The sequence below is a fragment of the Fodinicurvata fenggangensis DSM 21160 genome, from assembly GCF_000686045.1.
Lineage (GTDB): Bacteria > Pseudomonadota > Alphaproteobacteria > Kiloniellales > DSM-21159 > Fodinicurvata > Fodinicurvata fenggangensis.
On record NZ_JMLV01000003.1, the window covers coordinates 180,047 to 199,476 of the forward strand.

Annotated in this window: 23 protein-coding genes; 13 read left to right on the forward strand and 10 right to left on the reverse strand. The window is 60.5% G+C overall.

Features of this window, described 5'->3' with window-relative positions:
* Positions 1–22 precede the first annotated feature (22 nt).
* Together BP38_RS0106580 and bdcA are read right to left on the reverse strand one after the other, a co-directional pair.
* Positions 23–682, reverse strand: coding sequence for an NADPH-dependent F420 reductase (locus BP38_RS0106580; RefSeq protein ID WP_211250247.1), 660 nt, complete (start codon positions 680–682; stop codon positions 23–25).
* Positions 683–840: 158 nt separating this feature from the next.
* Positions 841–1,554 (reverse strand): SDR family oxidoreductase, encoded by a 714-nt coding sequence (gene bdcA / locus BP38_RS0106585; protein ID WP_026987077.1) that lies wholly within the window; start codon positions 1,552–1,554, stop codon positions 841–843.
* 72 nt (positions 1,555–1,626) lie between these two features.
* Here bdcA and BP38_RS0106590 point away from each other — a divergent pair, with 72 nt between their 5' ends.
* Positions 1,627–2,220: a TetR/AcrR family transcriptional regulator gene (locus tag BP38_RS0106590; RefSeq protein WP_026987078.1), complete on the forward strand. Its 594-nt coding sequence runs from the start codon at positions 1,627–1,629 to the stop codon at positions 2,218–2,220.
* Between the two features lie 171 nt (positions 2,221–2,391).
* The gene (locus BP38_RS0106595) at positions 2,392–2,991 is read left to right on the forward strand and encodes a 2'-5' RNA ligase family protein (RefSeq protein WP_026987079.1); all 600 of its coding nucleotides are present in this window, start codon (positions 2,392–2,394) and stop codon (positions 2,989–2,991) included.
* 177 nt (positions 2,992–3,168) lie between these two features.
* Here BP38_RS0106595 and BP38_RS0106600 read toward each other — a convergent pair whose 3' ends face one another.
* Entirely contained in the window at positions 3,169–3,423 is a 255-nt protein-coding gene (locus tag BP38_RS0106600; RefSeq protein WP_155992253.1) for a hypothetical protein, read from the reverse strand.
* A 108-nt stretch (positions 3,424–3,531) separates the two neighbouring features.
* On the opposite strand from BP38_RS0106600, the gene BP38_RS0106605 reads away from it, so the two are divergent.
* Positions 3,532–4,608 (forward strand): threonine aldolase family protein, encoded by a 1,077-nt coding sequence (locus BP38_RS0106605; RefSeq protein ID WP_211250248.1) that lies wholly within the window; start codon positions 3,532–3,534, stop codon positions 4,606–4,608.
* Positions 4,609–4,612: 4 nt separating this feature from the next.
* On the opposite strand, the gene BP38_RS0106610 is transcribed toward BP38_RS0106605, so the two are convergent.
* The gene (locus tag BP38_RS0106610) at positions 4,613–5,251 is read right to left on the reverse strand and encodes a LysE family translocator (protein ID WP_026987082.1); all 639 of its coding nucleotides are present in this window, start codon (positions 5,249–5,251) and stop codon (positions 4,613–4,615) included.
* 201 nt (positions 5,252–5,452) lie between these two features.
* On the opposite strand from BP38_RS0106610, the gene BP38_RS0106615 reads away from it, so the two are divergent.
* The 7 genes from BP38_RS0106615 (at position 5,453) to BP38_RS19435 (ending at position 10,600) form a co-directional block, all read left to right on the forward strand.
* Positions 5,453–7,147: a hypothetical protein gene (locus BP38_RS0106615; RefSeq protein ID WP_026987083.1), complete on the forward strand. Its 1,695-nt coding sequence runs from the start codon at positions 5,453–5,455 to the stop codon at positions 7,145–7,147.
* 41 nt (positions 7,148–7,188) lie between these two features.
* Positions 7,189–7,569 (forward strand): hypothetical protein, encoded by a 381-nt coding sequence (locus BP38_RS0106620; protein ID WP_026987084.1) that lies wholly within the window; start codon positions 7,189–7,191, stop codon positions 7,567–7,569.
* A gap of 107 nt (positions 7,570–7,676) precedes the next feature.
* Complete coding sequence (locus tag BP38_RS19430; protein ID WP_051609069.1) at positions 7,677–8,588, forward strand: MBL fold metallo-hydrolase; 912 nt, start codon at positions 7,677–7,679, stop codon at positions 8,586–8,588.
* Positions 8,576–8,914, forward strand: coding sequence for an ArsR/SmtB family transcription factor (locus tag BP38_RS0106630; protein WP_035724022.1), 339 nt, complete (start codon positions 8,576–8,578; stop codon positions 8,912–8,914). Before BP38_RS19430 ends, BP38_RS0106630 begins: the two co-directional genes overlap by 13 nt.
* Before the next feature lie 36 nt (positions 8,915–8,950).
* Positions 8,951–9,367: a YeeE/YedE family protein gene (locus BP38_RS0106635; RefSeq protein WP_026987086.1), complete on the forward strand. Its 417-nt coding sequence runs from the start codon at positions 8,951–8,953 to the stop codon at positions 9,365–9,367.
* Entirely contained in the window at positions 9,364–9,825 is a 462-nt protein-coding gene (locus tag BP38_RS0106640) for a DUF6691 family protein (protein WP_026987087.1), read from the forward strand. The genes BP38_RS0106635 and BP38_RS0106640 overlap by 4 nt, the downstream gene beginning before the upstream one ends.
* A 226-nt stretch (positions 9,826–10,051) precedes the next feature.
* The gene (locus BP38_RS19435) at positions 10,052–10,600 is read left to right on the forward strand and encodes a TSUP family transporter (RefSeq protein WP_437123991.1); all 549 of its coding nucleotides are present in this window, start codon (positions 10,052–10,054) and stop codon (positions 10,598–10,600) included.
* Between the two features lie 13 nt (positions 10,601–10,613).
* Here BP38_RS19435 and BP38_RS19440 read toward each other — a convergent pair whose 3' ends face one another.
* A complete protein-coding gene (locus BP38_RS19440) occupies positions 10,614–10,958 on the reverse strand; it encodes a DUF2794 domain-containing protein (RefSeq protein ID WP_035724025.1) in 345 nt (114 codons plus the stop codon).
* 281 nt (positions 10,959–11,239) lie between these two features.
* Between BP38_RS19440 and BP38_RS0106655 the strand changes: the two genes are divergently transcribed.
* The 3 genes from BP38_RS0106655 to der are packed head-to-tail and all read left to right on the forward strand — an operon-like array spanning position 11,240 to position 14,590.
* A complete protein-coding gene (locus tag BP38_RS0106655; protein WP_026987088.1) occupies positions 11,240–11,884 on the forward strand; it encodes a tetratricopeptide repeat protein in 645 nt (214 codons plus the stop codon).
* Between the two features lie 9 nt (positions 11,885–11,893).
* Entirely contained in the window at positions 11,894–13,225 is a 1,332-nt protein-coding gene (locus tag BP38_RS0106660) for a PQQ-like beta-propeller repeat protein (protein WP_026987089.1), read from the forward strand.
* 9 nt (positions 13,226–13,234) lie between these two features.
* Positions 13,235–14,590: a ribosome biogenesis GTPase Der gene (der, locus tag BP38_RS0106665; protein WP_026987090.1), complete on the forward strand. Its 1,356-nt coding sequence runs from the start codon at positions 13,235–13,237 to the stop codon at positions 14,588–14,590.
* A 12-nt stretch (positions 14,591–14,602) separates the two neighbouring features.
* Here der and BP38_RS0106670 read toward each other — a convergent pair whose 3' ends face one another.
* Genes BP38_RS0106670 through radA form a run of 5 tightly spaced genes read right to left on the reverse strand, consistent with a single transcriptional unit; the run spans position 14,603 to position 19,429 of the window.
* Complete coding sequence (locus BP38_RS0106670) at positions 14,603–15,361, reverse strand: SDR family NAD(P)-dependent oxidoreductase (RefSeq protein WP_035724028.1); 759 nt, start codon at positions 15,359–15,361, stop codon at positions 14,603–14,605.
* On the reverse strand, positions 15,318–15,875 hold the full coding sequence (locus tag BP38_RS0106675) for a DUF2937 family protein (protein ID WP_026987092.1): 558 nt from the start codon (positions 15,873–15,875) through the stop codon (positions 15,318–15,320). Before BP38_RS0106675 ends, BP38_RS0106670 begins: the two co-directional genes overlap by 44 nt.
* Before the next feature lie 24 nt (positions 15,876–15,899).
* Positions 15,900–17,357 carry an amidophosphoribosyltransferase gene (purF, locus tag BP38_RS0106680; protein WP_026987093.1) on the reverse strand — a complete coding sequence of 486 codons (1,458 nt, stop codon included), beginning with the start codon at positions 17,355–17,357 and terminating at the stop codon, positions 15,900–15,902.
* Positions 17,358–17,374: 17 nt separating this feature from the next.
* Positions 17,375–18,025: a CvpA family protein gene (locus tag BP38_RS0106685; protein ID WP_026987094.1), complete on the reverse strand. Its 651-nt coding sequence runs from the start codon at positions 18,023–18,025 to the stop codon at positions 17,375–17,377.
* 9 nt (positions 18,026–18,034) lie between these two features.
* On the reverse strand, positions 18,035–19,429 hold the full coding sequence (gene radA, locus BP38_RS0106690; protein ID WP_026987095.1) for a DNA repair protein RadA: 1,395 nt from the start codon (positions 19,427–19,429) through the stop codon (positions 18,035–18,037).
* Position 19,430 lies beyond the last annotated feature (1 nt).

Consider the following 19,430-nt stretch of genomic DNA (forward strand, 5'->3'; position numbering starts at 1 on the left):
AGATATCCCACTTGAAGCAGACTTACACAGGGTTGGGAAGTTCCGCCTTAGCGAGGTTGGCAATGAGCTCTGTTTTGGTCTGGTGCGCGTGCGCCATCCATGCCGGTTGGCCGGGACCGCTGCGCCAGGACTCGCTAAGCGGGCTATTGTCGACAGTGTCGAAGCCGAATTGGTCGTACAGCTGTGTCACGCGTTCCACAGCTTTGGGATAGTTGCTCGAGACTGATAGCGCATGACGGTCGGCAGTGCCGGCCGGTCTGGCCGAGATGAACAGGCGCGGCGCTTGGATGTGCGTGAAGGCTTTCGCCACCTTGGAAGTGGGAAGCTGTTCCTGGCGCAGTTCGTGAACCGTCTTCTCACCGGTGTCGATGACGGGGAAGTGGCCGTCACGCCAGGGCATGTAATTGTTCGTGTCGAGCACGATCTTGCCTGCGAGTTGCTTCACAGGCATGTCGTTGCCCAGCTTGAGGGGGACGGCCACGACGACGAAGTCCCCAGCCTCGGCAGTCTCGGCTGCGGTGGCGGCGCGGGCGGACGGACCCAGCTCGACGATCAAACCTTTTAAGGTCTCCGGCCCACGTGAATTGGCGATGACGACTTCGTAGCCGGAAGCAACGGCCGCACGCCCGATCTGGCTCCCGACCTCTCCGGCACCAATGATACCGATGGTGCTCATCGGCATGATCGAGCGGCCATGTGCCAGGGCCCGGGCACTTTGTTGATCAGCATGTTCGAGAACCTCTTCGATGCCAGATGCGATACATGGATTGGGGACTGGGCTATGGATAACGAACTGGCGCGGGGCCGCCGACGCTCCGGTCAGCCCCGCTTCCTGCCTGATCAGGCGCCAAACGCGCCGTCGATCGTGTGCATCGCCCCGGTCACGAAGCTCGCTTCGGGACCCGCCAGCCAGGCCACCATGCCGGCGACCTCTTCCGGCCGCCCGTGGCGCTTGATGCCCATGAAACTGTGCATCAGATCCTTGTTCGGGCCATCGGCCGGGTTCGCGTCGGTGTCGATCGACCCGGGCTGGACCACGTTGATGGTGATCCTGCGCGGCCCGAAATCGCGTGCCAACCCGCGCGCCATTCCCTGGAGGGCAGACTTGCTCAGTGCGTAGGCGGCGCCGCCCGCGAAAGGCATGCGGTCTGCGTTCACCGAGCCGATTACGATGATCCGCCCGCCCTCCGGCATCCGCCGAGCGGCTTCCACCGCTGCATGATAGGGGGCGTGGACGTTGATCCGGACGAGCCGGTCCACTTCGTCAGGGTCCAACTCCAGCGCATCACCGAACAAGCCGATTCCGGCATTCACCACGAGGAGGTCGAGCGGCCCGCTCTCGCGCACCCGCGCGATCACCGCATCGCGGTCCGCACTGTCTGTCAGAACTGCGGTGCTGTCCGTCTCGGCCGCCAACTGCTCCGCCGCCTCATGGGACCCGGCATAGGTAAAGGTTACCTTTGCACCCTCGGCCGCCACACGCCGCACGATCGCTGCACCAATCCCCCGGCTTCCACCGAGAACGAGAACGGACTTTCCTTCAAACGTGGCCATCGGGCCCTCCTTGTGAATTAATGTAGGAGGCATTACATAAATACCCAGAAGCTTCCGTCAAGGTATTTTGTAATGTCCGATACAAATAATCTCCGCCCCCGTGGTCGCCCGCGCCGGTTCGATCCCGAGCAGGCAGTCGCCGCGGCACAGCGCCTTTTCCACGCGCGGGGTTATGATGCGGTCAGCGTTGCCGACGTCACCGATGCTCTGGGCATCAACCCACCGAGCTTCTACGCTGCCTTCGGGAACAAGGGCGGCCTCTACAGGCGTGTTCTCGACCGCTACGCCGAGACCAGCGCCATCCCGCTTTCCCAGCTCTTGCACACTGACCGTCCCGTGGCCGAATCGCTTGCGGCCGTGCTGGAGGACGCGGCGCGCCGCTACGCGGCCGATCCCGTGGCTTCCGGCTGTCTCGTGCTGGAGAGCACCCGCTGCAACGACGGGGAGGCGCGCGAGGCTGCCTGTGCCTTCCACGCTGCTGCCGAAGACACGATCCACCGCTATATTGCGGCACGCTATCCGGCGGAGGCGGACCGTCTAACAGACTTCGTCAGCACCACCATGATTGGCCTGTCGTCCAAGGCGCGCAACGGCCACGGCCTGGATCGTCTCTTGGCCACCGCTGGCCTTGCCAGCTTGGCAATTGCTGAGGTCCTTCTTGATTGAAGCGCCGTAAGAGCCAGCTCTACGTACGAGGTCCCGCAGGGAGTAAGTGGCTCAGGAGGGTGGAAGTCTGATCAGCTGTCGTGTTTCCGGGTATTGCCGATCGCGTGTTCAGCAGTCTTGCAGAATGTTCTCTTTTTGTTCTATTCTCTCTCGCTCAGAACGAGAGACGCCATGGAGCATGCAAATACCCCCACGCAAGGAACGTTCGAATTTTTTCAGGAGCTGCCTGTCAGACCCAAGCGGCCTGAGCGGCTCGTCTTCATGCTTTTCCCGAATGCTGAGACATCCGTCCATATTGAACGGTTCGGCCAGTGGTTCGCTTGCCAGAATCATCTGACGGGGACACAGATCAGGCCGGAGCGATTGCACATCTCGCTCCATCACGTTCGAGATGACAGATGCCTGCGCACCAAGTTTGCCTATGCGGCGAAGAAAGCTGCGGAAGCCGTTTCGATGCGTCCCTTTGAGGTGGCTTTCCGTTTCATCACGAGTTTTGAGGGTGGCAGGCCGCACAGACGGCCACTGGTGTTGCTCGGCGAGGGAGATGCGATGTTCGATCTCCACGGCGACCTCGGTGCCGCCATGGTGGAGAATGGGCTGAGAGCAGCGACTCAATTTACGCCCCACATGACCCTGTCCTACGGGCCAAAGGCGATTCCCGTGCAATCCATCGAGCCGATCCGCTTCATGGTGCACGAATTCGTCCTCATACACAGCGAGCTGGGGCTCGGGCGATATAATGTACTTGGTCGTTGGTCACTGAAGGGCTGAGACTTAATGCTCAAATTTTCATCTGAAATCAGCAAGTAGCCGCATGATCGTGATGCGGCCTGCTCATGATTGTCACAGCAATCTGCTACGCTTTTCCTAAATCGCGGCCATCAGCTTAGCCCAACCCACGATCCAGTGCGGTGCTGGGAGACCCAAAATCATTGACGAGAGACCTGATCACAGCGTCCGCGCCCGTTTCAAGTCATGATGTCCAAAGGCGCCGGCCATTCGTGTGATTTCTTCGGTGCGGGCACCGACTTCCTTGGCGACATCCCGCCAGGTTGCCGTTACTGTTACAAGCTTTTGTATGATCTTGGAGGCCGGGCTCAGTCCGAGGCCGAAATATCCCAAGGCTTCCTCCAGAAGATCGATCGAAAAGGTGCCTTCGTCGAGGTGGATATTGCCTCGTAAGAGCCCGTGCCTTGAGATCATTGGGGCTTGCTCGGACAGAATCAGAATATGCTCTCTGAGCTTGGAAATTCGATCATTCTGGTGCTAGCACTTCAGGGGACAGTCGAGTGACCGGCAGAAGACTGCCCTATGAAAGCACTGCAAGCACAAGTGATGGAGCGAATGATCGACCTGAGAAGCGACACCTGCAGCCGTCCTACGGCTGAAATGCGAACGGCCATGGCCGAGGCCGAGGTGGGGGACGACGTCTATGGTGACGATCCGACGGTCAAGGCGCTGGAGGTTCGGACCGCCGAGCTGTTGGGCAAGGAGGATGCGGTCTACGTGCCCACCGGCACCATGACCAACCAGGTTGCCTTGCGGTGCCAGACGGAGCCCGGAGATGTCATCCTGCTGCATGAACAGGCACATATTCACGAAACTGAGGGTGCGGCATCATCCGTTCTGTCCGGAATCCTGCCGAAGTTTCTGCCGGGCTCGCGCGGAATCTTTGCGTCCGGAGATGTGGAGGCCTGCTTGACCCCGGGCCATCGTTTTGCGCCGTCCCCCATGAGCGGTCCGGTACGCATGGTGTGTCTGGAAAACACGCACAATGTGGGCGGTGGGGCCGTTTGGCCACTCGAGGACATTCAGGCTGTGGCGCAAGTGACCAGGTTTCATGAAACGGCGCTGCACTTAGATGGCGCGCGTCTCTGGCATGCGACAACGGCGACAGGCATTACGGAGGCCGAGTATGCGGCCTCTTTTGATACGATCAGTGTCTGTTTTTCCAAGGGACTGGGGGCCCCCGTCGGGTCCTGCCTTGTGGGCTCGAAGGAGCTGATGGTCCGGGCGCGCCGGTTCAAGCAGCAGTTCGGCGGCGGCTTCCGCCAGGCCGGTATCATTGCGGCCGGTGCCCTGCATGCGCTGGAACACCACCGTCCGCGCCTGCAGGAAACCCACGATAACGCCAGGCGTTTCGCCGAGGGATTGGCCCAGCTGCCGCAGATCGAGATCGATCCGGCCTCGGTCGAGACGAACATCGTCCGCTTCCAGCTGACCGGCATCGATGCCGGAGACTTCGTCGAGGAGGCCTATCGCCGCGGCGTGCACATGCTGCCGTCCGGGCGCGACGGTGTGCGCGTGGTCTTTTATCTCGATATCCAGGCGCGGCAGGTGGACGAGGCCCTCTCGACCATCAAGGAGAGTCTCAAGGCACTCGTTTGAGGCCTTATTCCGTCACCCGCTTCCATCCGGCGGCCAGCAGACCGGCCCCGATCAGCAGAGAACCGCCGGTGCGATTGAACAGGCGCTGGGTGCGTGGGCGCTTGATTTTCTCTCGGGCGGCGGCGGCCAGCAGGGCGAAAGCCGCCGCGTTTATGGCCGCCAGGACGAGGAAGGTCGCCTCGAGGATCGCCATCTGCGCCAGCAGCGGCTGTCCGGAGACGAGAAACTGGGGCAGGAAGGCGATGAAGAAGACGATGCTCTTGGGATTGAGCGCGGTCACCGTATAGGTGTGGAGGAACACGGGGAAACTGCCGCGCTTGGGGGAAGGATTGTCCGGCGTCTCAGTCTGCTCCTGCGCGACCGGAGAGCGCCAGAGCCGGATGCCCAGATAGACGAGATAGGCCGCGCCGATCCACTTCAGGACCATGAAGGCGCTGGCCGACGCGGCCAGGAGTGCACCCAGCCCCAGAAGGGAGGCGGTCATGGCCGTGAAGTCGCCCAAAACGACGCCGGCCACGCTGGCGCCGGCGGCATGGCGCCCCCGGCTGAGGGCATGGGAGATAACGAGCAGGATCGTCGGTCCCGGGATCATGAGCAGGATGGTCGAGGCGGCCACGAACGCCAGCCAGTGTTCCAGGGTCATTGCGTCAGTTCCCTCATAGGTTCGCTTCAGAAATCCATACGAAAGCGCTCCTGACAAGAGGATTTCCCGTGAGAAGAGTCGCGGCTTTTCCGGACACGAGAAGGAAAGTGTAGAGACCGGGGGGATTCCTGCTAGGATACCCTGAAGTTTGTCCGGAAGCCCGGATGCCAAGAGCGCATCCAATGACAGGGTGAAGAGGATATGCGGCACCCGAAGCCCGGGTCAGGGCTGGTCTTTCTGCTGCTGGTGTTTTTCTGGCCGATGGCGGCCGGGGCCTTCGACGACTGTGCAGCGGGAGACTACCTGGCCGAGGTCGATCCGCGCGTGGCCGGGGCGAGCCAGCCCTGTGACGAGGTCGAACGCTTTACCATCGAGACACCGCGCGGACCGCGAGCGGTGCGCCTGGTTTCCGGCTACGATTATCCGGCAGCTGACCTGAGGGTTATGCGAAGAGATGTCCGTCGCGGTGTGGAGCACTCAGCGGCGGCTTTGTTTGAACTCGGCCGGCTGGCGCCCGACGACCTGACCATCTGGCTTTCCCATCTGCTGCCCATGGAAGCGGAGGATGGAGAGGGTTACGCCCACGATTCACATGGTGTGACCATCGAGGTTTCCGACGGCTGCCTGGTTGCGGTCTATCCGGGCGTGACCGGAGCGCGCGGGATGACCTTCACGATGGCCCACGAATTCTTTCATTGTGTGCAGAAGGCGGAGATGCCGGTGAAGGCGAACCTTTTGGCCAGCGACTGGTGGGTCGAGGGCACAGCCGAATGGTTCGCCAATCTTGTGGTTCCGGGAACCTCCCATAGCCAAGGGTTCATTGCGGGCTTTGACGCCCTCTCGGATCATGTGCCGCTGACGGCGCTGGGAACCGACAGCGTGGTTTTCTTCTTCTGGCTGTCCGAGACCTTCGGTGCGGGGGCCGTGGCCGACCTGATGGCAGCCATGCCCGCCGAGGAGGGGCAGTCCGCCCAGCAGGATGCGCTCGCGCATTTCCTGGCGCCGGATGACTGGCAGCATTTTGCCCAGGCCTATCTGGATCAGGACTTGCGCCAGCCTGGAGGTGGGGGTGTGGCCTCCACACCCTTTCCCGGTGATATCCATGTCTGGAATCGCAGCCGTGAGCACAGCATCACCTTCGATCGCCTTGTATTGGCGCGCGCGCAGCTGGAGTTCGACTGCGGGCACTGGACACTGCGGCGCGCAACGGAAAAGGGAACCTGGAAGGTCAGGGAGACTTCGTCGCGAGACTGGGGTGAGCTGCCCGAGGAGATCACGGTGGAGGAGGGCAGCAGGAAAAGGTTCCGCCTGGCCGGATACGGCATCGCGGAGGCGGAGGGATTCCGGCTTGTGCTGGACGGGCGCAAGGACCCTTGCCGCGGATGCATTCTGGCGGCACGGGATGAAACGGCCGACCGCTGCCTGATCGGCGGCTGGGAGCTGGTTTCGGGCGGCTATGGCAAGGTGATCGAACGCAAGTTGCGCGACACGGGTGTCTTCGAGGACCTGCAGTACCCGGATCTTCAACGCTACCTGATCCTGCAGGCCGATGGCCGTTACGAGCAGAGCCCTACGCCCAGCGAAGGCATGAGTTCCGTTCTTAGCGAGGAGGGTGAGCTGTGGCAGGGCCTGGCTTCGCTGGCGATGAGGGCGACGGGCCGCTGGTCCGTCGAGGGAGAGGAGCTCCGGCTCTGCGAAGCGGAGTCCGCGGTGGAACTGAACCTGGATATCATCGAACCGGATGGCGACGTCTCGCGCATCCGGGAAAGCCGGGACAAGGGCGGGGCTGCCCTGCTGCGCACACGCCGCTACACCTGTGAGGGCAACAGTCTCTCCATGGAGGAGATTCTTCCCGGCGCGCCGGCGGTCACTTGGGAATACCAGCGTATCGAGTGATCCGCCTTGCTGCGAGCTCAGCTTTGCTTTATTGCCGCCCCATGTTCGGTCTTTTCACGTTTTTCGGACGCTCCAGGGAATATCGTCGGCTGGACGATGCCCTGAACAATGCCGGGTTGGTGGCCGCGGCTATACCGGATGCCGTCAAGCTGACGATCCTGAGGCTTCTCAAGGAGGAGGGCGGCACAGGCGAAGAGAATTGTGCCCGCGCAGCCCACATCCTTGCCTATTGTCTGCTGGGGTCCTCGGAGTATGCCGAGTATCATGGCGCTCAGGCCCTGGCCGAACTGGACCGGGTTTGCCAGGCGGCACCGGATAATCCCGAGGCCCTGGAGGTCCGGATCATTATTCTTACCCTGCATAGTGGCCTGGCACATGAACAGGTGCAGGAACGCTTCAGCTTCGAAACGCAGAACGACTGATAGCACAGGTCTGGCTTTCTCCCTTTACCTATGAAGTAGCGCTTTTGCGCTCTTGAATTTGATAATATATAATATACATAAATATATATTATCATGAGGAGAGAGATATGACTGTGAATGAAAGCCAGATAGCGGCCGGACATGTACGCCCCGTGGTCAAGGCCTTCTTCGACACGCGGACATCGAGTGTCCAGTATGTCGTCCACGATCCCGAAACCATGAAGGCTGCGGTTATCGATCCTGTCCTGGATTTTGAGGAAAAGGCTGGCAGCACCTCAACGGAAAACGCAGACGCCATCCTCGGCTATGTGCAGGACAATGGCTTGGATCTGGAATGGATCCTGGATACCCATCCTCATGCCGATCACTTTTCGGCGGCCGGGTACCTGAAGCAGAAGACGGGTGTGCCGATCGCCATCGGTGAGAAGGTGGTCGAAGTCCAGAAGCTCTGGAAGAAGATCTACAATCTTCAGGATGTCCCTGCCGATGGCTCTCAATGGGACAGGCTGTTCGCGGACGGGGAAAGTTTTTCCATCGGCAACCTGGAAGCACGAGTCATGTTGTGCCCTGGCCATACGCCGGCCTCCATCACCTATGTGATCGGAGATACGGCCTTTGTGCATGATACGCTTTTCATGCCCGATGGTGGGTCCGCACGCGCCGATTTCCCTGGCGGCGATGCTTGGGTGCTATGGGAGTCCATCCAGAAGATACTGGCCCTGCCCGATGACACCCGATTGTTCACGGGCCATGACTATCAGCCGAATGGCCGGGAACCGCGATGGGAAAGCACCGTCGCGGAGCAGAAGCGCGAGAACAAGCATGTGGCCGGAAAGACGGCCGAGGATTACGTCCAGCTCCGCGAGGAACGGGATCGCACGCTGACCATGCCCAAGCTGATCCTGCAATCGCTGCAGGTGAACATCAGGGGCGGACGCCTGCCGGACCCTGAAGACAACGCAGTGCGTTATCTGAAAGTACCACTGGACCAGTTCACGGATATGCCATGGGAAAGCTGATGCGCGAGACCTTCGACAGGCAGGAGCTGGAAGCGCGTGCTCAGGAGGTCAGCCAATTGCTGAAAAGCCTGGCCAATCCGAACCGCTTGATGATTGTCTGTACACTGCTGGAAGGGGAACGCTCCGTCGCAGAGCTGGAAAACGAACTTGGTATTCATCAGCCAACGCTGTCCCAGCAATTGACTGCGCTTCGCGAGGCAGGCCTTGTCCAGACACGGCGGGAATCCCGGCATATCTATTATCGCCTGAAAGACGACAAAACCGCGCAGGTGATCGAAGCGCTCTACCGGATCTTCTGCAGTGATCAGACAGCAGAGGTTTCCTGAAGCAGGACAACCGATGCTTAACGGAAAGGAAAACGCATGCATCCCTATCTCGTTTCCCTGGCTGGCGGTCTGCTGATCGGCCTGTCGGCTGCATTGTTATTGATCCTGAACGGCCGTATTGCCGGCATCAGCGGGATCGTGGGGCGCCTGGTATCCCCACAACCGGGTCTGGCCCTGAACATCGCTTTCGTGGCGGGACTGGTCATCGGTCCCCTGGGCTATCTGGCCATCTTTGGCGGCTGGCCAGAGGTGCGTCTTGAAAACCCTCTACCGATGCTTCTGGTAGCCGGCTTGCTGGTTGGTTTTGGAACACGCATGGGCTCGGGCTGTACCAGCGGTCATGGTGTTGTTGGCTTGGCGCGTCTGTCCCGTCGTTCCATTGCCGCTGTTGCAACCTTCATGACGACAGCCGTTCTGACTGTCCTGTTCCTGCGCCTTGGAGGCCTGCTATGATGAATATCTATCGCATTCTGGCTGCTCTTGGGGCGGGAACGCTGTTCGGTTTCGGTCTGGCCCTGTCCGGAATGATGGATCCCGTGCGAGTGCGCGGGTTCCTGGATATTTCGGGAGACTGGGACCCCAGCCTGGCATTTGTACTGGGGGGTGCCGTTTCGGTGTCTGCCTTAGGAGTCCTGCTGTCGCGCTGGTTGCCTGAACCCTTACTGGATGACAGTTATCATCTTCCCGGCCGGGGACGGGTCGACAGGCGCTTGCTCCTTGGCTCCGCCATCTTCGGGATCGGTTGGGGAATTGGCGGTCTCTGCCCCGGCCCGGCCATAGCCAATCTGGGCGCTGGCTATACGGACATACTTTTCTTCGTTGTCGCCATGCTGCTCGGCATGTTCGTCCATGATCGTTTCTTCCAGCCTCGGCAAGCGCGGGCGCCTGGTGGACGCGCGGGCGCACGATGATCCTGGAAGCATTGCCGTCCGTTGGCTCCGGCCTGCTGGTCGGGTTGACGCTTGGATTAATTGGCGGGGGCGGTTCCATCCTTGCCACGCCCCTGCTGCTCTATTTCGTGGGGTAAGCCCGCCTCACGTGGCGATTGGCACCAGCGCCCTGGCGGTTTCGGTCAATGCCTTCATCAACTTCGGTTTTCACCTGCGCAGCGGGAATGTCAGTTAGCCCTGTGCCCTGGTGTTTGGGACGATCGGCACCCTGGGTGCCATTGGAGGCAACAGCCTGGGCAAGGCAACGGATGGAGAAAGCCTGATTGCCCTGTTTGCGGGACTGATGCTGTTGGTTGCCGTCCTGATGCTGAAGCCTGGAAAGCCTTCGATCGTGAAGGGGCCTGTCGTTACGCTGAGGAACTGTGTCCTTGCGGCTTTCCTGGCGCTTCTTGCAGGGCTCGCGTCCGGTTTCTTCGGCATTGGGGGCGGGTTCCTGATCGTGCCTGCCTTGATCCTGGCAACACGCATGCCGATCATAGAAGCGATAGGGTCATCTCTGTTGGCAGTTGGAGCCTTTGGTCTGGCAACCGCGATCAACTATTCCCTGTCGGGTCTGATTGACTGGCGTGTGGCTGCTGAATTTCTGGCCGGGGGCATTCTTGGCGGGCTGCTGGGGACCCTGCTGGCCAATCGCCTGTCGGGGTACAAGAATGTCCTGAACAGGCTGTTCGCCGGGATCATCATTGTCGTCGCCTGCTATATGCTCTATCGCAACGGAGGAGCGCTGCTGTCCTGATGTCACTCTGGTCTCAGACGGCTTCCAGCTTCTTCCGGAAATAGGTGAGCAGGTCCTGGAGTCGTCCCTTGCGGGCCAGCATCTTCTGGCTATCGAACAACATGTATTCAGGCTGGTTTCCCGTGGTCTGCATGCGCTTGGCAATCGTGTAGAGCGGACGATCGAAGCTGTGCCGGAAGATCGAGAAAAGCGCAATTCCCGGGCGATGGTCTATGGCGTAATCCCGCCATACGCCATCGGCCACTTGATGACTGTAGAGGGACAACAGGGCATCAAGCTCGGTCCTGTTGAAATAGAGCGGTGTGGCGCGTTGCTTGCGGTCGATCCGAATATCTTCGAGCCGCACCACCTTTGCCATGAACTGCCTGCCTTCTCTTGCAAATGATCAGCGGATCAAGTCTCTCGTATTTACCTCCGGGCGTCCACAGGGGAAACCTAGGGACCTTTTGGCCAACGGGCTTGTACGGACTTATATTTCATGCGCAATTTTCCTTATCAAGCCGGGGCAGGCAAGCTATGTTGCAGCCCGGTTGCCGGCAGGCTTTGGACCGGCAGATGTTAGAACGAGTGCAGGGCAGGGGTGCACGGAGGAATGAACCGTGCTTCTGTTATAATGACTATTGAAGCCGAGGGGCTGTCGTGAGCGATATTTTCCGCGAAGTTGATGAAGAGGTCCGTCGCGACCAATGGATGACGTTCTTCAAAAAGTACGGCATCTATATAGGCCTTGCCGTCGCCGTTGTCGTTCTGGCCGTGGCTGGGACAGAAGGCTGGAAGTACTGGCAGCAACAGCAAAGAACCGAATCTTCCCAGCGCTATTTCATGGCCAGCCAGCAGGTCGAGTCTGAAGAGAATCCAACGGCCGCAATCGAGGCTTTCGAAGAGATCGCGGCCGGAGGAGAGGGCGGCTACAGTATTCTGGCCGCCTTTCAGCAGGCAGGACTGCAGGCGGAGAATGGAAATCCCGAACAGGCCGCTGCAACCCTGGAAGGCGTTGCCGGAAGCTCGGCCCCGCAGCTTTGGCGCGATGCCGCCTTGGTCCAGGCAGCACAGTACCGGCTGGATCTGGGCGACTATCAGAGCGTGGAAGACATGCTGACCGAGCAGGTACAAGGCAATGGGGCCTATCGCCCCCTGGCGCTGGAAGTCTCGGCCCTGGCTGCCATTGAGCAGGGCGAGGAAGAACAGGCACGCGAACAGCTACAAGCCATCGTTGACGATTCCGGGGCACCGGGACCGCTTCGCCAGCGCGCCACTCAAATGCTAGCCACGATTGCGGAGTAACTCCAAGTGATGTCCAACAAACTGCTGACGACCCTTGCCCTTTCGGGCGCGCTTTTGCTTGGCGGCTGTGGAACTGTCGACGGCTGGTTCGGCGAACCCGAAGCGCCCCCGCTCCCCGGCAAGCGCATTTCCGTCCTGGATAGCGATCGTACACTCGAGGCCGACGCCGAGGCACGGGACAGCAGGATTACGATCCCGACAGCCGTGCGTAACAATGATTGGGCGCAAAGTGGGGGAAATGCCCGCAACGACTTGCAGAACCTGACCTTGAGCTCATCCCTGAACAGGGCCTGGAGCAGCAGCATCGGAAGCGGTAACAGCGAGGGCAATCGCCTGTTGGCACAGCCGATTGTCGTCGGGGATACGATCTATGCCATGGATTCTCGCAGCCGTGTCTCGGCGCTGAGCTCCGGAAACGGGGGTCAGAAATGGCGTGTCGACCTGTCCGGAGATCGCGACAGCGATGGACGGTTCGGTGGCGGCTTGGCCTACAAGGACGGGACACTGTTCGTTACTACGGGCTTCGGCGAAGTTTTCGCGCTTGATCCCGCCAGCGGTCAGGTCAAGTGGGAGAATACGACACTCCTGCCTGTGCGCGCGGCCCCCACAGTCGCCAACAACCAGGTTTACGTGATCTCCCTGGACAATCGTCTCTACGCCTTTGATGCCGACAGTGGTGAACGTGTCTGGGACTTTCCCGGCATCGAGGAGGAGACAGCCTTCATCGGGGCTGCGGCTCCTGTAGCAAATGACGATTCTGTCGTGGCGGCCTTTTCATCCGGTGAAATCGTCTCGGTCATGTCCCGGAATGGCCGCGCCCTGTGGGATGACAGCCTGGCCGGTTTCCGCCGGATGGACCGCAGCCGTGGCCTGGCGCACATCCGCGGCATGCCCGTGCTGGATCGCGGGTTGCTGACCGCGATCAGCAATGCAGGGCGCATGGTGGCGATCGACCAGCGTCGCGGCCTGCGTGTCTGGGAAGCGTCGGTCGGTGGCATCGAGATGCCCTGGTCATCCGGCAACATGGTCTATGTCTTGTCCAACAACAATGAATTGGTGGCCTTGTTGCGCGAAGAGGGCACCATTCGCTGGGTGGCACAACTGCCGCGTTTCGAGGACCCGGAGGACCGGGAAGATCCCATCATCTGGTACGGTCCGGTCATGGGCGGTGGCAATCTGGTGATCGCTGGCAGCAATGGAGATCTGCGCCTTTACGATGCGCGCAGCGGGGAACTGAGAAGCCAGATAAACCTGCCTGCAGGGGCCGCTATTAGCCCGGTGATTGCCCGTGAGACGCTGTATGTCGTGACCGATGACGGGCAACTCCTGGCCTTGCGCTGAAGCAGTCAGATGGCTTTTACCCTTGCGATTATCGGCCGGCCCAATGTCGGCAAGTCGACCCTGTTCAACAGACTGGTAGGTCGCAGGGTCGCGCTGGTTGACGACCGTCCTGGTGTGACCCGCGACCGGCGAGAAGGGGAAGGCCATCTGTTCGACCTTGCCTTCAAGGTCATCGATACGGCCGGGCTGGAGGATGTGGACGATGACAGCCTCGAAGCCCGTATGCGGCGGCAAACCGAACAGGCTGTACGGGACGCGGATGCCGTCTTGATGCTGATCGATGCCCGTTCGGGTGTGACGCCGCTGGACCAACACTTTGCAAACTGGTTGCGACGCGAGGAAACGCCGGTCCTGTTGGCAGCCAACAAGTCCGAAGGCGCGGCCGGCGAAGCAGGGCGCCTGGAGGCATACAGCCTGGGGCTGGGTGAGCCCATCGCCTTGTCGGCCGAGCATGGCCTGGGGCTGGATGAACTCTATGACTTCCTGTCGTCGTTGTTCAAATCGGAAGAGGTATCCGACGAAGACGCGAACGAGGTCGAGGACCTGGGGGAAGATCGCGGGCCTTTGCAACTGGCTGTGGTTGGACGCCCCAATGTCGGAAAATCGACGTTGGTCAACAAGTTGTTGGGTGAGGAGCGCCTTTTGACCGGCCCCGAGGCCGGGATCACGCGCGATTCCATTTCGGTGGACTGGGATTTCAAGGGCCGTCCGATACGACTTGTCGATACAGCCGGATTGCGTCGACGCGCGCGCGTGGATGACAAGGTTGAACGGCTGTCTGTTGCGGAGACCAAACGCTCCATCGATTATGCGCAGGTGGTGATCCTCGTTCTGGATGCGGGGCTCGGCCTGGAGAAGCAGGACCTGACGATCGCACGCCAGGTGGTGGATGAGGGGCGTGCGCTGGTCATCGCAGTCAACAAGTGGGATGCCTGTGCGGATCGTCAGGGCACCATGCGGGCCATACGTGACCGCCTGGAACGCTCCTTTCCCCAGACCCGGGGCATTCCGTTGGTGACAATCTCGGCACGGGAAGGGCGCGGCCTGCCACGTCTGCTCGATGCCGTCATGGCGGCCTATGAAATCTGGAACAAGCGTCTTTCCACCGGGCTTCTCAATCGCTGGCTGGAGAATGTCACGGCAGCGCATCCGCCGCCGGCGCCGGGTGGCCGCAGGATTCGCATGAAGTACATCACGCAGGCGCGGACCCGACCTCCTACCTTTGCGATCTCCTGTTCAAATCCCTCGGATTTGCCGGACTCCTATCTTCGATACCTGGAGAATGCCCTGCGCGAGGATTTCGACATGCCCGGCACCCCCATCCGCATCCACCTCAAGAAATCGAAGAACCCCTACGCCTCCTGAAACGAGTCCAGTTCAGTCACGGGGAATGTCGATGATGCCGCCGGTTGTTTCATAATCGGGCAAGAGGGCGGGCAGGAAAGCAGGTGCAATCTGTTCAGGCGTGCGCAGCTTCTCGGGGTCTTCGCCTGGAAAGGCCTGGGCACGCATGGCCGTTCGTATCGGGCCGGGAGAGACCAGGTTGGCCTTGATCCCGAATTTCGCCACCTCTTCGGCATAACTTTTCACGAGCGCATTCAACGCCGCCTTGGTTGCTGCGTAGACGGACCAGTAGGCATTGGCCTTTTCGGCCTGGCCCGATGTAACGAACAGTGCACGGCCCGCATCTGACAGCCGCAACAGGGGGTCCAGGCTGCGCAACAAGCGATAGTTGGCATGAACGTTGACCGTGAAGGCATCTTCCCAGGTTTTCGGAGAGATGTGAGCAATCGGCGACAGCACGCCGAGAGTTCCGGCATTGCCAACCAGAGCGTCCAGCTTTCCGTACCGTTCGTAAAGCGCCGCGCCGATTCCGTCTATTCGATCCAGTTCGCTCAGGTCCAGTGGAACCAGGGTGGGTTTCAATCCACCTGCCTTGCAAATCTCGTCGTCAACCTCTTCAAGAGCACCGACGGTGCGTGCCACCAGTATGGTCTGAGCACCCTCGGCAGCCAGAAGCTTTGCAACGGCGCGCCCGATGCCGCGTGTGGCTCCGGTCACCAGTGCTACACGTGCGGACATGCGGCCTCTGTCATCGGCCTTGTTGGCGGAGGGTGCTTCCGTGTTGTCCGCCATGATGAGGCTTTCCTTTCATTCGTCTCAGGCTGTGCAGGATGCGTCGCCCGGCATATTCCAGCAGGGCAGCGAAAGCAACGCCGATCAGGAGTCCGATTCCGGCGTAGGCAAGGCCTTCCATGTTCAATGGCAGGGCAGGCTGGAAATGGGAAACCACGGAACCGGTAATCTGTGGATCCAAATGCTGGATCAGGATGAAGGGTCGGCTGACGAGGGTGCTTTGGGACAGAGCGTTATAGGCTTCCTGGAGGTTCCGATAGGTATCCAGGGTGCTGTGCGCATCTGCAACCAGACTTCTGGTGTAGGCGCCAGCCTCCTTCTCAGCGCGCTGCAGGAACTGTTCCGGCGTCAATCCCTTTGCGTCGGCTTCCTTGAGCAGCTGTGCGAGATCCTGTCGGGCCTGATCCAAGCGGCCGGCAAGCTGTTGCCGGTACTGGGCCTGAAAGGCAGGAGCCTGCCCTGCTGCAGCGGCTCCCGAGGTTGCCAGCAGGGCGTTGGTCAGACGCCCAAGCATCCCTGGCAACTCCCTGCGCGGCTGTCAGCCCTTCTGCAGTTCCGTAAGCAGTGACAGTTGGGGCGCATCGCTCGAATCTCGATCCGTCAAGGGGGTGGGGTAATCGCCAGTGAAACAGGCGTCGCAGAACTGGGGGAGCTGCCCGTCTCGCTTCGCCTCTCCCATGGCCCGGTAGAGACCATCCATGGAGATGAAGGCCAAGCTGTCGACGTCGAGGTGGGCGGCCATCTCATCGACGGTCATCTTGTGTGCCATGAGTTGCTCACGCTCCGGGGTGTCGACACCATAGAAGCAGGAGTGGGCGATGGGCGGGGAGGCAATACGCATGTGCACCTCGGTTGCACCGGCTGCACGAACCATCTGCACAATCTTGCGGGACGTGGTGCCTCTGACAATGGAATCGTCTACAAGGATGACCCGCTTGCCCTTCAGCTTTGCCCTGTTTGCATTGTGCTTCAGGCGTACGCCCAGATTACGGATCTCCTGCCCTGGCTCGATGAAGGTCCTTCCCACGTAGTGATTGCGGATGATGCCGAACTCGAAGGGCAGGCCGCTCTCCTCGGAAAAGCCCAGTGCCGCGGGAACGCCGGAATCGGGTACCGGAACTACAAGATCGGCGGGAATGGGGCTTTCCCGTGCCAGTTCGTGGCCGATGTACTTGCGTGCGTCATAGACGGATTTGCCCTCCAAGACCGAATCCGGGCGGGCAAAGTAGATATATTCGAAGACACAGAAGCGTTGTGCCTGCTTGGGAAAGATGCGCAGTGAGCGGGGTTCGCCTCCGTCCAGGATCACCATTTCACCCGGTTCGATTTCACGAACGAAGTCGGCGCCGATGATGTCGAAGGCACAGGTTTCACTGGCCAGCAGGTAGGAGTCTCCAATACGGCCCAGCACCAGAGGGCGCACACCCAGCGGATCGCGCACGCCGATAACGCCATCCGCCGTCAAGGCCACCAGCGAATAGGCGCCCTCGACTTCTATCAAGGCCTCCGCCATCCGCTCGATGATACTCTCGCCCTTGGCGGTCGCGATCAGGTGGATAATGACTTCGGTATCGGACGTTGACTGGAACAGCGAGCCACGCCGCACCAGTTCGCGGCGCAGGCTGTTGGCATTCGTCAGGTTGCCATTGTGTGCCAGGGCAAAGCCGCCGAACTCCAGATCCGCGAACAGTGGCTGGACATTGCGCATGATCGTGCCACCGGATGTGGAATAGCGGTTGTGCCCGATGGCCGCATGTCCCTTCAGTCGGGACATGACATGCTCGCTGCCAAAGATGTCTCCGACCAGGCCGATGTCCCTGTGGGCGTTGAACTGGCTGCCGTCGAAGGAAACCATGCCTGAGGCCTCCTGGCCTCGATGCTGCATGGCATGCAGTCCCAGGGCGGTATGCGCTGCTGCATCGTCGGAGGGACCATGAATGCCGAAGACCGCACACTCCTCGTTCAGACGGTCATCGTCAAAGGGGTGCCTGCTCATCGTGGTGTCTTCCATATTTATTGCTGCTGCTCCATCAGCCGATTCAATTCACGCCGCGTATCGTCGCTATACCCGCCCGATTCGTCTTCGGCGCTGCCATTGTCACTGGTTTCCGGTTGTAGCGGGGGGACCGGATTGACTGTCTGCTGCTGCTGCTCTGTTTCGTCGCCGGGTAACATCAGTTCCTTGGGGACAACCTCTCGGATCAGGTCGGCACCGTTTTGCAGCATGGGGACGGCCCGTGCTTCCTGGACCCATTGCGGCCGGTCTGCCGGCGGCATCAGCCAGGCAAAGACCAGCCAAAGAAGGCAAACGATAAGCGCACCGCGCGCAATGCCGAACAAAAGCCCCAGCGAGCGATCCAGGAAGCCTATACTGCTCTCCCGAACGCGCTTCCCGATGGTTCGTGAAATGATCGAGAAGAAGAACAGCGCCACGAGGAAAAGCGCCAGCCCGGCAGCTATGTCCGCCAATATTTCGATCGCTATGATATCACGTGCGATCTGCTGTGCGGGCAGAAAGAAATGAAGGGTGACCAGGGCAGCGCCGACCCAGGCGATAAGGCCCAGGAATTCATGGACAAAGCCACGGCTGAAGGCCAGCAGGCCAGAGAGCAGGACCACGATCAGAATTGCGAGGTCGACGGCATTGATCGGCAGGTTGTCCATGAGCCTTCTCTAGTCTTTTCCCGAACCGGCAGCAATATGTGCGACAAGGTCCTGGAGGTGTGCAACTTCCTGTATCACTATGCCGGATGGCGGTGTCAGCTTGCGTCCTCGACGTGGCGGCAACAGCGCGCGTGTGAAGCCCAGCTTTGCAGCTTCCTTCAATCTGACTTCGGTCTGGCTGACCGCCCGTATTTCTCCGGACAAGCCAATTTCCCCGAAAACCACGAATTCTTCGGGCACGGCGGTATCGCTGGCTGCGGACACCAGTGCAGCGGCCACGGCAAGGTCTGCTGCCGGTTCGTTGATCCGCAATCCACCTGCAACATTCAGATATACATCCTTACCCGCCATCACAAGCCCGCAGCGTGCTTCCAGGACAGCCAGCACCATCGCCAGGCGTCCGCTGTCCCATCCGACGACCGTCCTTCGAGGTGTCCCCAGGGGCGAGGGGCTGACCAGGGCCTGGATTTCGACCAGCACCGGCCGTGTTCCTTCGAGCCCGGCAAAGACCGATGCTCCCGAAATATTTCCACGGCGTTCGGCCAGGAACAGCTCCGAGGGGTTGGTAACCTCACTCAAGCCTTCGTCCACCATCTCGAAGACACCGATCTCGTCGGTGGCACCATAGCGATTCTTCACCGAGCGCAGCACACGGAACTGGTGACCGCGTTCGCCCTCGAAGGTCAGGACGCAATCGACCATGTGTTCCAGGACCTTGGGTCCGGCGATCATGCCGTCCTTGGTTACATGGCCGACCAGTAGCAGACAGAAGCCGCGTTTCTTGGCCAGGCGAATTAGTTCCTGGGATGCCGCGCGCACCTGTCCGACCGTCCCAGGAGCGGATTCCATATTGTCCACATGCATGGTCTGGATGGAGTCGATGACAACGATGCGCGGTGGGTCGGGGCGGTCAAGCGTGGCTATCAGGTCGCGCACAGAGGTCTCGGCCGCCAACTGCACCCGGGAGTCTGTCAGCCCCAAGCGGGAAGCACGCAGCCTGATCTGGTCTATCGCCTCCTCGCCCGAGACATAGGCACAGACCTGAGATTCGTTCTCGCCTGTCAGGGCCGCCGTGACCTGTAGCAACAGGGTCGATTTCCCGATTCCGGGATCGCCGCCGACCAGGACAGCGGATCCCGGTACAAGGCCGCCTCCACAGACACGGTCGAACTCGCCAATGCCAGAGACGAAACGGGGCGGTGTTGCGCCCATACCCTTCAAGGCGACGAACTCGACTTCACGCCCCTTTGTATTTCCCGAGGCCTTCAAGCCACCGGGGGTTCCCTGCTGGACCACTTCCTCGGCCAGAGTGTTCCACTCACCGCAGCTGTCACAGCGTCCGCTCCATTTGGGATGGACGCTTCCACAGGATTGGCAGACATACTGGGTTTGGCGCTTTGCCATG